Below are 13,972 nucleotides of genomic sequence, written 5' to 3' on the forward strand. Positions count from 1 at the left end.
TTATGAAATTTGATATTAAAGTAACGCTATTCATATTCCTGGGCCTTACCCTCGCACTTTGTACCTCAATATATGCGCAGAACAATCCACACATTCAAAACGATTTAAATGCAGCGCGTAAGAATTTTAATTCACTCGAATATGTATCTGCAATAAGCAAACTTAGGAAGGTACTGGCAAAAGATTCATCCAATTTAGAGGCATTAGAAATGCTGGCCTACAGTTTCAGGATGACAAAAAATTACCCGGGCGCACTGAAAACTTATCGAAAACTGACCTCACAATCAGCCATGAAAAATGAGTGGGCCTTATATTATGCAGAAAGTTTAGCCAACAATCAACAGTATGAAGAATCAGAGCGGTGGTATAGGAAATACCTCTCATTGGTACCTACTGATAAAAGAGCAGCAGCTTTCGCCTCTACAAACCTGGCCAAGATCAATAAAAATTCAAATCATTGGAAGATAGGTTTTTTGAATATTAACACTCAGGCTTCTGAATATGCTCCGACTTTTTACAAAGAAGGCCTTATGTTTACCAGTAACAGGCAATCGGAAAATTTTTCAAAACATATCTTTAAATGGGACAACACGCCTTTTAGCAAACTCTATTATGTGAATAAACTCGCAGATTTGAAGGTGATTAATCAAGACAGTCTAATCAATTCAAAAAGTTCAGCTGATAAACAGAAAATTAGATATAATGATGATGATACTCCGGAAACCAGTAATGATAACAACGTTTTGTCTGCTTATACCAGTACGATAGAAAGAGATACTTTAAACCTGATTTATGGCCAGAATAAAATGGTGAAAAAGCTAGGTGGAATTTTTAATAATAAATATCATACTGCGGCGGCAGCTGTATTTCCTGATGGATCAATCATTTTTACAGGGAACAATTATTTAAATGGAAAAACCGCTAAGAGTAATGATGGAACCATCAAACTGAAACTTTACACCGCTTATGGGCCTAATCTCAGTGCAACAAAAGAGTTTCCTTATAATAGTAATGAGTACTCTACCGGCCATCCGGCATTAACACCTGACGGAAATATACTTGTTTTTGCCTCTGACCGCCCCGGGGGCTTTGGTGGGACAGATTTATACTATTGCGTAAAAGCTGGCCGAGGCGAATGGACAAGTCCCATTAACATGGGTAAGCTAATCAATACGGAAGGAAATGAAATGTTTCCAAGTTTTGATCATGAAGGAAATCTGTTTTTTGCTTCAACCGGACTTGCCGGTTTTGGAGGATTAGACCTGTTTCAGGTACCACTTAAAGAAATGAAACCAACAACCTCTCCTGTGAATATGGGCGCTCCTATAAACTCATCTAAAGATGACTTTGCTCTTATTATGACTCCAGACGGGAAGAAAGGATATTACAGTTCGAACAGAGAGGGAAATGACAACATTTATGAATTTAGGAGATCTACTTACAAAATTATACTACAGGGAACACTTACAGACGCAAGAACTCGTATACCACTAGCCGGAGGACGTATTCTGATGCATCATCTTGATGGTAATGATACCATTAAAACGGATAACGAAGGACGTTTTAGAAGAGAGCTACCGGCAGAGACAGACTATGAGGTGACGGCTCAAAAACTTGGCTACATTAACAATATACAATTTACCACCTCAGTAGGGATACAAAAGGATTCGGTGATTAATCTTGATATCAGACTGAATAAAACGGAAAGTGCTCAACAGTATGTGCTGAACCATTGCGATTCATTAAAGAGGGTTTTTTCCGTAAAAAATATATACTATGATTTGGATAGATCGGAAATCAGGCCAGATGCCAGGGGTGCACTTAATGAACTCGCAGACCTGATGAGAAAATACCCAGAAATTACGATCATAACTTCCAGCCACTGTGATAGCAGGGCATCAGAAGAATACAATAGAAACCTATCTTTAAGACGTGGTGAATCGGCTAAACAGTATCTGATTGCACGTGGAATACGCTCAGATCGGATCAGAGTGGAGTATTACGGAAAAACCCGGTTAGTTAATCGCTGCTATGATGGCGTTAATTGTTCAGAGGAAGACCAGCAGCTTAACAGGCGGACTGAATTTGATGTGATTTTACAGGGTGTAAACATCACAAGGGAGAATTGTTCAGATAGATAGAATAAAAAGGATTACGATTAGACCTACAATTATTAAATTGAAAAAGCATATCATGATTGATATGCTTTTTTAATTTAATGGAAAAGTAAACGGGTTGAAAGGACTATACATTTTCATTTTGCCTCATTGCACGAAATGTTGCCAAAAGGATGGCCAGATCCAGCCTTAAAGAATATTTTCTGGCATAAAAGTTATCGAGCTTTTTACGCTCCCGTTCAGACATTTCTCCTTTACCCCGCCTACTTACCTGCCATAGACCGGTAAGCCCAGCGGGCGCCAGAAAACGTAAAGCCCATTCATCGGAAGTGAGCGACTTGGCTTCGTAAAGCGGAAGGGGGCGGTTTCCAACAAGAGACATGTCTCCTTTGATTACATTGAAGAGCTGGGGTAGCTCATCTAAGCTATATCTGCGTATAAAAGCGCCAACCTTTGTAATCCTTGGATCATTCTTTATTTTGATAAAAGTAGCTGAGGTACCTTCAGTAGGCGTATACTGGTTGAGTTTTGAAAGTTTAACCAGATCTTCGCTACTTTGATGTCGCATGGAGCGGAATTTAAAAAAATCAAATATTTTATAGCCTGCTCCAACCCGTTTGCTCCTGTAGATGATTGGCCCCTTGGATTCCAAGCGGATTAGAAGCGCTATCAGACTGAACACAGGAATCAACAGAAGAAAAATAAAGCAGGCAACGCAAAGATCAAAAATCCGTTTTTTTATCGGGAACTTAGCTTTTAATTTGATTACAGCAGCTCCGCTTACACGCGGCCGGAAAGAGCGCAGCTTAATCAGGAATTTAATCCTGATGCAAAGATCTTTCACAGGAATCGGGGAAATATACAGATCACTAACATTAAGCATCAAAGCCATTTGAGATAACTTTTGACCAGGTGAGGCAGATAAAAAAATAATCACGATCTCCCTCAGCAAAGTGTTTAGCTTTAGTTTCTCTACAAACTGAAAACATTCCCCCTCTTCATCCACTTCTATTAAAATTGCATCCGGAAGATTAAGCAGGGTCTGCTTTGAAATGAATTCTGCCAGGCTTGCAATTTCCTTATGCGCTTCTACTTTAAAATGGCTTTGTAGTTCTGGAAGAAGTTCAGGTAGGAAGACCTCTCCAGCATACATGATGTGGGTGTAATCACCATTAACGATCCCATTGGCTTTATCATCAGTTGACTGCATGGTTTTCCAGTATATTACTCATAGCCATTTCAAGATCGAGCGGATTGAACGGCTTGGAAAAGTATGCATCAACTTTAAAAGGGATCGCGCTTATTTGAGTGGAGAGATCTTTAATCCCAGAAAGTACAATTATCGGTATATGCCTATAAAGTCCACTGATCTTTAGATTGCTGATGAGTTCAGAGCCACTCATATACGGCATATTGATTTCCGAAATAATAATGTCTGGCATATTTCCCTTATGCAACCATTGCATAGCTTCAACTGATCCCGACTGCATTGAAAGGTTATATCTATCTCCTAAAATTACGCCTAAAAGGTTTAGCATGTGTATTTCTGTATCAATTACCAGAATTTTCTTTAGTTCCATATCGTTAATCTAGATTTAAACAAATTTAACCAGAACCTGTAGAATAAAAAATACATTTTGTTCAATTATTACATTTGTTGACATAGATCAAAAGGAATATATTATTTCATGCACGCTTTTTTAAATGAATTTAATTTATTGCTCAACAATAAATCCAATTGACATGCAAACTGCAAGTGTCGAGGTTATCTTACTTAAAAATCCAATACAGTTTAGGAATGCATGGTCAGCCCGCCTCAAATTTCAAAAAAAGCACGAACTGAAATTGTAACTTAAAAACACATTAATAAAAAAAATGGCCAGCGTACTAAAAGTAACTCAATAATAAAACAGGACTGATTCAGTATTGCTGACGACGGGAAATTACGGGAGGTGAATTTTACTGAATCCTAAAAACCTTTGCTTCAGAATGAACTAAATCTTAATGATTTGAGATGAAATCACGACCAATCAATAATAAATTATAGTCTGCCATCAACCAAATCACGTTGAATAAATGATTTGGTATCGAAGATGACCGATCCTTTCGCTTTAAAAGCGGCATAGTTAATATTTAAGAACTGTTGATGAGCCACTGCTAAAATGATGATGTCATAATGTTCAAAATGATCATTTTGAATCATCTGGATATTATATTCAGCCTTTACTTCAGCAATATTGGCCCATGGATCATATACATCCACCTCCATACTAAAAGATTTAAGTTCTTTGTAAATATCGATCACTCTTGTATTTCTCGTATCCGGGCAATTTTCCTTGAAAGCGAAACCCAATATGAGGGCTTTGGCTCCGTTAATTACCTTATTTCTTGCCACCAACATCTTTATCACTTTGTTGGCGACGAACATGCCCATATTATCATTTACTCTACGTCCAGACAGAATTACTTCGGGCTTATAACCTAAAGCTTCAGATTTATGGACCAAATAATAGGGATCAACACCAATACAATGCCCGCCTACTAAACCAGGCTTATAGTTAAGAAAATTCCATTTAGTAGCAGCAGCAGCCAATACATCCGCGGTATCAATCTCCATGCGGTCGAAAATCAAGGCCAGTTCATTTACGAAAGAGATATTGACATCCCGTTGGGCATTTTCTATCGCTTTTGAGGCTTCGGCAACTTTAATGCTAGGTGCCAGATGTGTACCAGCAGTAATGATTGAAGCATAAAGTTGATCTATTTCAGTAGCAATATCGGGGGTAGAGCCTGAGGTGACCTTTTTTATTTTCGTAAGTGTATTAACTTTATCACCAGGATTTATTCTTTCTGGCGAATAACCACAGAAAAAATCGATGTTATATTTTAAACCTGATTTTTGTTCTAAAACAGGTACACAATCTTCTTCGGTACAGCCCGGGTAAACGGTAGATTCATAAATGACGATATCACCCGATTTAAGTATTCTGCCCAACATTTTACTCGCATCAAGTAATGGCTGCAGATCTGGTCGTTTAAGGTGATCTATAGGCGTTGGTACAGTGACAATATACATGTTACAGGTAGCCAAATCTGCTAATTTAGCACTCAACGTTAAGCCAAATCCAGGCGAGGAAAGCACAGCTTTTAAGTCTTCCAGATTGGCTTCGTGGGTACGATCTTCCAATTGCTTTAGCTCTTCAACACGGCTTTCATTTGTATCAAAACCAATTACTTTATATTTCTTTGCAAATTCGATAGCCAGCGGAAGCCCGACATAACCTAAACCTATAATCGCAATTTGCTTTTTTGTATTCATTTTTCCCTTGGTGATGGTGCAAATATAAGATAAATCAATAATGCTTTATCTGAATCTTTTAACCCCAAAAAAGCACAAAATATTACAAAGAACACGGATTATAGACCGTTTAGTTAGAAATATGGGATGTATTTTTTAGGATAAACTTTTTATTGCCCACTAAGCGATACTTTTAGCACCAGACAACAAAGCTTATAAAATAAAATCGCCGATAAATGACATTGCATTTACCGGCGATTTATAAGGTTATATTTTTAAATCAATTATTTGATTTGTTTTAAAAGATAACTGCCATAACCACTTTTTACCAGTGGAGTGGCAATAGCCTTAAGCTGCTCCGCATCAATAAAGCCCATACGATAGGCGATCTCTTCAATACATCCTATTTTCAAGCCTTGGCGTTCTTCAATAATTTGAACAAATTGCCCTGCTTGCATTAATGAGGTGAAAGTTCCGGTGTCTAACCAGGCCGTTCCACGGCTTAGTACGCCAACTTTTAATTTGCCACGCTCAAGGTAAACTTTGTTCACATCAGTAATTTCATATTCACCACGTGGAGAGGGCTTAACATTTTTTGCAATTTGAACAACCTCATTATCATAAAAATATAAGCCAGGTACGGCATAATCCGATTTAGGCTGAACAGGTTTTTCTTCAATAGAGATGGCCTTTTTTTCTGCATCAAACTCTACTACGCCATAGCGTTCTGGATCTGATACCTGGTAAGCAAATACCACACCCCCATCTGGATCAGAACTGGCCTGTAATAATTTTGCCATACCATCGCCATGAAAAATATTATCACCCAGAACCAAAGCCACTTTATCAGTACCGATAAATTCCTCGCCAATAACAAAAGCCTGAGCTAAACCATTAGGTTCGGCCTGTACAGCATAACTAAATTTACAGCCTAAATTCGATCCATCACCTAATAACTTCTCAAAATTTGGGAGATCATGTGGAGTAGAGATAATTAAGATTTCTTTTATCCCTGCTAACATCAGTGTAGATAAAGGATAATAAATCATCGGTTTATCATAAACCGGCATCATTTGTTTACTACAAGCCAAAGTTAAAGGATGCAAACGCGTTCCACTACCACCAGCTAAGATTATACCTTTCATTCGTATTAGATTTGAGATTTAAGAATTTAGATTAAGGCCCTTACCTTAACATCTGTATTACTTCTATTTATTAATTTGTTTTATACACGCTACCAGGCTATCTCTCCAATAAGGAATTTCGATATTAAAGGTTTCTTTAATTTTAGTTTTATCCATAACTGAAAATGCCGGGCGCAAAGCCTTAGTAGGATAAGCAGATCCAGGAATAGGATTGACTTTAACATTGGTTTGACTTACGTCAAAAATAGCCTTTGCAAAGTCGAACCATGACGTTACGCCTTCATTGCTATAGTGATAAACGCCGTAGGTAGCTTGTCCAGATTCAATAATATCATAGATAGCATTGGCCAGATCAATAGCATAAGTAGGCGTGCCCACCTGATCAGCAATGATATTCAGTTCATCACGTTCTGCGCCAAGTTTAAGCATGGTTTTCACAAAGTTGTTTGCATACTCAGAATACAGCCAGCTGGTACGAATGATAAAATGAGCGGGTAGTTTGGCTTTTACTGCTAACTCACCGTCAAGTTTGGTCACGCCATAAACATTGATTGGTTTTGCTTCATCATCTTCCTTTAACAGTTTCACTTCATTTCCTTCGAAAACGAAATCTGTAGAAACATGAATTAACGTAGCACCGTTTGCCAGGCAGGCTGAAGCGAGATAGGCAGCACCAGTTTCATTAATCGCTTTGGAAAGATCAACTTCGTCTTCTGCTTTATCAACAGCAGTATAAGCTGCACAATTGATTACAAATTCCGGCTGTTCTTTTGTTAAAAGCTCATCTAAACCACTTTCATTTAAAATATTGGCATCCTGCTCGGCCGGAAAAACAATTTCTGTAATTCCTCTTCGCTCTGCAACCACCTTTAAACACTGGCCCAACTGCCCGCCGGCACCAATTACTAATATTTTACTCATATATGTTGTAGTTCGGCAAATGGTTTCAGTAGCAAATCCTTATCAGAAACAGCTTGATCTTCTTCAGGGATTAACCAATTGATATTCAAATCCGAATCGTTATAAATAACGCCGGTTTCTGAAGCTTTATTGAAAAAGTTATCACATTTATATAAAAACTCAGCAGTTTCGCTTAATACCGAAAAACCATGTACGAATCCTCTTGGGATATACAACTGTAATTTATTTTCTGCACTTAAACGCACGGCAATATGTTTACCGTATGTTGGGGAACCGGGACGTACATCTACCGCAACATCCAATACCTCACCCTTGGTTACACGAACGAGTTTGGCCTGGGCAAATTCACCCGTTTGCGCGTGCAAACCACGGATAACCCCATAAGAAGAGTAGGATTGATTATCCTGAACAAATTTTCCTGATAAACCAGTCTTTTCTTCAAAGGTATTTTGATTAAAACTTTCAAAAAAATATCCTCTGGCATCTTCAAATACCCTTGGTTTAATGATCAGGCAGTCTTTTAATCCTGTTTGTTCAATTTCCATTATTTACCGCTGTACTGTTGTTCATAATAAGATTGATAGTTACCAGAAGTAACATTGTTTAACCACTCTTCATTTTGAAGATACCAGTCAACAGTTTTAGCCAACCCTTCTTCAAATTGTAAGCTTGGTACCCAATCTAATTCTTTTTGCAGTTTGGTAGAATCAATAGCATAACGTAGATCATGGCCAGCACGGTCAGTTACATAAGTGATCAATTTAGCAGATTCACCCGCTTCACGACCCAGTTTCTGATCCATAATGGTACAAAGCAGATTGATCAGATCGATGTTTTTCCACTCGTTATGCCCGCCGATATTATAGGTATCTCCTGTTTTCGAATTATGAAAAATTACATCGATTGCCCGGGCGTGATCTTCTACCCATAACCAATCACGTACATTTTCACCCTTACCATAAACAGGCACAGGTTTGTTATTTTTAATATTATTGATCGCTAATGGAATCAACTTTTCAGGAAAATGATGAGACCCATAGTTGTTTGAGCAATTAGAAATTACACAATCCATGCCATAAGTATCGTGATAGGCCCTTACAAAGTGGTCAGAGCTGGCCTTTGATGCAGAATATGGACTATGTGGATCGTAAGCTGTAGTTTCAGTAAACATGCCTTCTTCACCTAAAGCACCATAAACTTCATCTGTACTTACATGATAAAAACGCTTTTTGTCATAATCACCTTTCCAATATTCACGGGCAGCATTTAATAAATTCACAGTCCCGATTACATTGGTGATTACAAAAGCGGTTGGATCAGAAATAGAACGGTCTACATGGCTCTCCGCTGCAAGGTGAATTACGGCATCGAAATTTTCGGCTTTAAACAGCTCAAACATTGCAGTAGCATCCGCAATATCTTCTTTTACAAATCTATAATTAGGTTTATTTTCAATATCAGTTAAGTTAGCCAAATTACCTGCATAAGTAAGTTTATCTAAATTGACGATTTCGTATTGAGGATAGTTATTAACAAAACGGCGAACTACATGGGAGCCAATGAAGCCCGCACCACCAGTAATTAAGATTTTCTTCACGTTATTAAATGATTTTACAGTCGGGCTAAATTAAATGTTTTTTAAACAATAAACAATTTAATTTTGGATTATTAACTTCTGCATTGCTAAAAATCAATTACTGTCTAACGAATTGTTTAAAATATTATTTAGTTATTGCTTTTTAAGTCAATTTCTATAAACACTAACGAAATTAAACCGGTTTTGACTTCTTCACAAGTGTAAATTGTTGGCAAATTATGATTCAAAACTTATTATCATGTTAATTTTTTAACAAAAAAATAATATGGCAAGGCAAAACCTCAACTAAATATAACTTCAACATGAAAGAAATACAGGTAAATAGCTAAATTTTTCAGTATGGAGGTAAGTTTTACTAGATTAAACAAACCATAAAGATGAAGATAATATTATAAATCAAATACAAACCATCAATAACTCACAGCGCTGCCACCGAACTTTCCAATTCCTTATACCACTCTTCACCATATTTCCTGATCAGCGGCCCTTTTAGAAAACTGTATACCGGAACCTTAAGTTCGCGGCCAAATGTACAGGCATCATGGCATATATGCCAACGATCGTAGTTCAACACTTCAAATTCTGGATATTTGGTAATGCGAATTGGGTACAAGTGGCAGGAAATTGGCTTTTGCCAGTCTACAATGCCTTGTTCATATGCTTTTTCAATCGCACATTTGGTAATGCCGCCTTCAAACAATACATAAGCACATTCTTTATTTTTATCTACACAAGGGGTGGTCAGGTCACCATCTTCATCCACTACATAAACTCCTTGTTCTTCAATGGCTTTAATACCTTTTTCGTTTAACAAGTGTTTTATTTTGGGATAAATCTCCTCCAGCACCGCTTTTTCATCATGATCTAAAGGTGCTCCTGAATCACCTTCCACACAGCAGATTCCTTTACATTTGCTTAAATTACAAACAAAGTTTTCCTTCAATACATCTTCGTGCACCAGCACCTGTTCAACTTCTATCATCATTATTCTTTTGCTAAAGCATATTTGAGCCCATTGGCCGATTTTAATTCCATTGTAACTGCACCAACCAATATTTCAACCTGAGCTTTCACCGGCACCCGGTTTCCATCATCGGTTACCCAGAGGTATAACCGGCTATCTTTTTTGAAGATACGCCCAGGCTTGATAGAAGGGCTGAACTTCAAACAGCGGATATTACCTAATTTACTCTTTACCGTTTCTTTACCGATATACTCTACCTCTAAGGCTGAAATTTCATCACCTAAGAAATAGTTCAGTTTAAACTTATCTCCAACCTTGATTTTGCTCATATCCAGGCTCCTGGCAAAATAATAAGCTGAAACGAGGTCAAAGGTCTGTTTGGTTGGTGTATTGAAGGTACCTCTATTAGAAACTACTTTTTTTCCATCCTGATTAAAACGCGCCTTATCCTGTCGTTTATAGCTGGCCTCACGTATATTTTCCTGATAGAAATAAGGTAAAAGATCATTTTTATCAATGTAAGAGTCGTAATGATCTCTTATTTTATAAAAAATATCAAATGTACCAGACGTCTGCGCATCGACCGTAAGTTTGTATGTTGGTTTATTATCAAACTTTAAATCAGAATTAGTTACCTTAATCGTGGCTTCTGCCGCGGTAATAAACCCATACCTTAGTTTATATTGTAAAACTTCACCTTCCTGAAATACAGCTTCTTTCTTCAATGGAAGTTCCTGAGCCATGGTGAAGAGACTACATAGGCCGGCTGTAATTGTAATCAATAATGTTTTCATTGCTTTTGTACTCATTTCTGTGTGTTATGAGGAAAAACCATTTTTAATAGTATGGTTAAATTTTTCCTTTATGAAGATATACAAAAAGCCAACCAAAGTTTAATCTTTCTTATATTCATGCTCACGAACAAGAGATCGATTAATAATATCCCGTTTGAAACACAACTCTGATATATGAGCTTAGAGTCGTCACCCTGAATTCATTTCAGGGTCTGTTTTGAATAAAAGATGCTGAAATAAATTCAGCATGACGATCGCTCAAGGCTAGGGGCTTAAAATTTAATCTTTTCTTTTATACACAGGCACCGTAGAGCATGGCTCACCAAACATAATACTTTTCACAACTGGAGTAAGCAGATTGGTCACTTCTACGTAGGCAGCAACCGGCACTTCAATATCACCACATCCTTTTACCACCACACGTTCATTTGCATAATCCTGGGGATTGATTTTAGCCAATGCCTTGGTAAACAAAACCGCTTCCAAAGTATTTAAATCGCCAAAAACCACTTCGTTTGCATAGGGCTTTAGTTTATTAGCCAACAGCATATAGGCCCATGTTGGCACAATGGCATCTGCAGAACAGGTAATTGCCACATTCTTATCCTGATACTGCGCCCAATCGTGATCCTTTATAAATGCCCGAAAATCTTTCTCCCTTAACATTAAGCCGTGAAACAGATTATCTACAATATCATATACAACCCGTTCGCCCTTATGATAAAAATCTTCAAGGTTCAAAGTAATTAAACCACTATTGGCAACTTTATTGATGATGTTTTCCTGAATTTCCATGACCTTAAATAAAAAAACCGTTCCGACTGATCGTTGGAACGGTTACAAAATTACGTATTTTCTAATTAATAGAATTTCACACGATTGTCTTTTATCTTGGCATTATCCTGTAAAGCCTGGAAAGCTGATCCTAATGAACGCTGACCCAAACTTAACAACATGCTTTCTTTTTGTTTAAACATGTTTGCGATTGGAGCAGGGTTTGTAAATCCATCAACGGTAAATACATAAACACCACGCTCACCCTGAACAGGAGCAGACAATTTGCCCGGCTGTGAACCGAACACACTACCTACCAATGCATTTTCTTGTGCAACACCTGGAATTACAGGATTGGCAAATACCACATTCTGCACTGGATTAACCGGACGGGCAACTTTAGCCGCTACCTGATCGATACTTCCTTTACCTGCGTTAGCTAATTTCTCTTTCAGTTGTTTTGCTTTAACTGCGTTGAGTACCATTGGTTCAATTTCTTTCTTCACATCAGCTAAAGATAAAATACCTTTTGGACTGATGTTGGTTAAACGTGCTACCACATAAGCATTGCTCATGGTATAAATTTCAGGTAAAACATCACCTTTATCTGCCGCGTAAGCATCTTGAATCAGTTTACGTGGGTTATCTAAACCTGCTGCAAATCCTTGTGTTGCGGTAACTTTATCGGCTACGCCTACTTTTAATCCCTTTTGAGTTGCAAGTTTACTGAAATCGTTACCTTTTACATCCGTTAAGAAACTACTTGCAGCTTTGTAAGCTGCTGCCTGGGTTTTGCTACTTGCTGCCAATGCTTTTTCTACATAGGCCAATTTAGCCACTTTAGAAGAACCGATCTGTTTTTCGATTTTAATAACATGGTAACCGAATTGCGATTTTACTACTTTAATATCTCCGGTTTTACCATCAAAAGCAGCATTTTCAAATTCAGGCACCATCGCACCACGTGCAAAAGTACCCAACTCGCCACCTTTATCTTTTGAACCGTCTACACTATAATTTTTAGCCAGTTCCGCAAAATTGCCACCTTTTAAAATTAATCCTTTTAACGAATCAGCTAATTTAAGTGCTTTATCTTCGCCGCCAACTTTAGCTGGATCGATTAAGATATGACTTGCTTTTACCGAATCAGGAGAAATACGGGTAGCCACTACCTTTACAATTTTGTATGAGTTACCACTTAATTTCGGTCCATAGAAGCTGCCTGCAGGTAAAGAAAATACGGCTGAATCAACTGCCGGATCCAATTTACCTTTTGTAATATAAGTGAAAGGAACCTTTACGTCTGAATTGATCGCTGCAAAAAGTGAATCATTTTTAGCCACCTGAAAATCAGCAGCAATTTTATCTACCTGAGCTTTAATGGCCAATGAATCTGCTTTATTTGGGCTGATACTGAAAGTAACATACTCAAAAGCACGTGTTTCCTGCGGATTGTTAAAACGCGCTTTGTTCTGATCATAATATTCCGAATAATCAGCATCAGTTAATTTAACTGATTTATCAGGAATTGAAGCATAATCTAAACTTACATATTTAAAATTGGCCAGTTTGTTACGGTTGTTATATTCATCTGTAGCTTCCAATGATGTTACATAAACCGAATTACGGATTAAGTTAGAATATTTGGTTTGTAAGGCCTGGTTTTTAATCTCCTCCTGTAACATGTTAGATTGCTGCAATGCCTGAGGTTCTTTCGATTTCAAAAAGTTCATCAGGGTAGCACGGTCTAACTGCCCGGTTTGTGGATTAGAAAAATATTGTTTGATCAACGGGCTAGGATTTTGACCTTGTAACAAATCCAGCAATTCGTCTTCCGATATGGTTAAGCCTAAACGATCATACTCTTTAGTTAACAAAACTTTTGCCAACTCGGAGTTCCATGCCTGATCAACAGCCATAGCGGTCATCTGTGCATTGGCGCTACCGCCATATTGTTGTTTCATCTGGTTTACACCCTGATCAACCTTTGGTCCGAACTCATCGATATTGATATCATTACCATCAATAGTTCCTACCACTTTTTGATTTGCCGACCAAAAAGGTTTACCCACGTTAATTGCATCACCTACTAAAAATGCAACAATTGCAAAACCGATTGCAAAGACCAGAATATAGCCTGCACGGTTGCGCAAAAATGTCATTAATCCCATATTGTATTATATAATTTATTTAGTTCTTTTTTAAGAGGGCGCAAGATACAAATTTGCCTTAAAAAAGAAAACACAAAATTTTATTTATCAAGCACCTAATTACTAAGGGGATGGAAGAGGTAAAAATGGATGAAATAAGACGGAATATGGGAGTGAAAATAAGCTTTGGATTTATAGATATGTTGATGGTT

At 37.6% G+C, this 13,972-nt stretch carries 12 protein-coding genes; 1 reads left to right on the top strand and 11 read right to left on the bottom strand.

All coding sequences use genetic code 11. The features are described from left to right. The first annotated feature begins 2 nt into the window (after positions 1 to 2). Positions 3 to 2,141: an OmpA family protein gene (locus tag PGN18_RS09605; RefSeq protein ID WP_335319262.1), complete on the top strand. Its 2,139-nt coding sequence runs from the start codon at positions 3 to 5 to the stop codon at positions 2,139 to 2,141. Positions 2,142 to 2,244: 103 nt separating this feature from the next. On the opposite strand, the gene PGN18_RS09610 is transcribed toward PGN18_RS09605, so the two are convergent. From PGN18_RS09610 to PGN18_RS09660, 11 genes are all read right to left on the bottom strand, one after another. Beyond that, on the bottom strand, positions 2,245 to 3,327 hold the full coding sequence (locus tag PGN18_RS09610; protein WP_335319264.1) for a sugar transferase: 1,083 nt from the start codon (positions 3,325 to 3,327) through the stop codon (positions 2,245 to 2,247). Continuing rightward, positions 3,314 to 3,697, bottom strand: a complete 384-nt coding sequence (locus PGN18_RS09615) for a response regulator (RefSeq protein ID WP_335319266.1) — start codon at positions 3,695 to 3,697, stop codon at positions 3,314 to 3,316. Before PGN18_RS09615 ends, PGN18_RS09610 begins: the two co-directional genes overlap by 14 nt. 461 nt (positions 3,698 to 4,158) lie before the next feature. Further along, positions 4,159 to 5,436, bottom strand: a complete 1,278-nt coding sequence (locus PGN18_RS09620) for a nucleotide sugar dehydrogenase (RefSeq protein ID WP_335319268.1) — start codon at positions 5,434 to 5,436, stop codon at positions 4,159 to 4,161. A gap of 263 nt (positions 5,437 to 5,699) precedes the next feature. Then, a complete protein-coding gene (gene rfbA, locus PGN18_RS09625) occupies positions 5,700 to 6,560 on the bottom strand; it encodes a glucose-1-phosphate thymidylyltransferase RfbA (RefSeq protein ID WP_335319271.1) in 861 nt (286 codons plus the stop codon). A 63-nt stretch (positions 6,561 to 6,623) separates the two neighbouring features. Continuing rightward, the gene (gene rfbD, locus PGN18_RS09630; protein WP_335319272.1) at positions 6,624 to 7,481 is read right to left on the bottom strand and encodes a dTDP-4-dehydrorhamnose reductase; all 858 of its coding nucleotides are present in this window, start codon (positions 7,479 to 7,481) and stop codon (positions 6,624 to 6,626) included. Further along, positions 7,478 to 8,026, bottom strand: coding sequence for a dTDP-4-dehydrorhamnose 3,5-epimerase (gene rfbC / locus PGN18_RS09635; protein ID WP_335319273.1), 549 nt, complete (start codon positions 8,024 to 8,026; stop codon positions 7,478 to 7,480). Before rfbC ends, rfbD begins: the two co-directional genes overlap by 4 nt. Next, positions 8,026 to 9,078 carry a dTDP-glucose 4,6-dehydratase gene (gene rfbB / locus PGN18_RS09640; RefSeq protein ID WP_335319274.1) on the bottom strand — a complete coding sequence of 351 codons (1,053 nt, stop codon included), beginning with the start codon at positions 9,076 to 9,078 and terminating at the stop codon, positions 8,026 to 8,028. Before rfbB ends, rfbC begins: the two co-directional genes overlap by 1 nt. A 418-nt stretch (positions 9,079 to 9,496) precedes the next feature. Then, the gene (locus PGN18_RS09645) at positions 9,497 to 10,060 is read right to left on the bottom strand and encodes a DUF3109 family protein (RefSeq protein ID WP_335319490.1); all 564 of its coding nucleotides are present in this window, start codon (positions 10,058 to 10,060) and stop codon (positions 9,497 to 9,499) included. Positions 10,061 to 10,062: 2 nt separating this feature from the next. Beyond that, a complete protein-coding gene (locus tag PGN18_RS09650; RefSeq protein WP_335319491.1) occupies positions 10,063 to 10,836 on the bottom strand; it encodes a DUF3108 domain-containing protein in 774 nt (257 codons plus the stop codon). Positions 10,837 to 11,115: 279 nt separating this feature from the next. After that, complete coding sequence (locus PGN18_RS09655) at positions 11,116 to 11,631, bottom strand: DUF2480 family protein (RefSeq protein WP_335319276.1); 516 nt, start codon at positions 11,629 to 11,631, stop codon at positions 11,116 to 11,118. 65 nt (positions 11,632 to 11,696) lie between these two features. Beyond that, entirely contained in the window at positions 11,697 to 13,781 is a 2,085-nt protein-coding gene (locus tag PGN18_RS09660; protein WP_335319278.1) for a peptidylprolyl isomerase, read from the bottom strand. Positions 13,782 to 13,972: the final 191 nt, after the last annotated feature.

The sequence above is a fragment of the Pedobacter terrae genome (assembly GCF_036946585.1).
In the GTDB taxonomy this organism is placed as follows: Bacteria; Bacteroidota; Bacteroidia; order Sphingobacteriales; family Sphingobacteriaceae; genus Pedobacter; species Pedobacter terrae_C.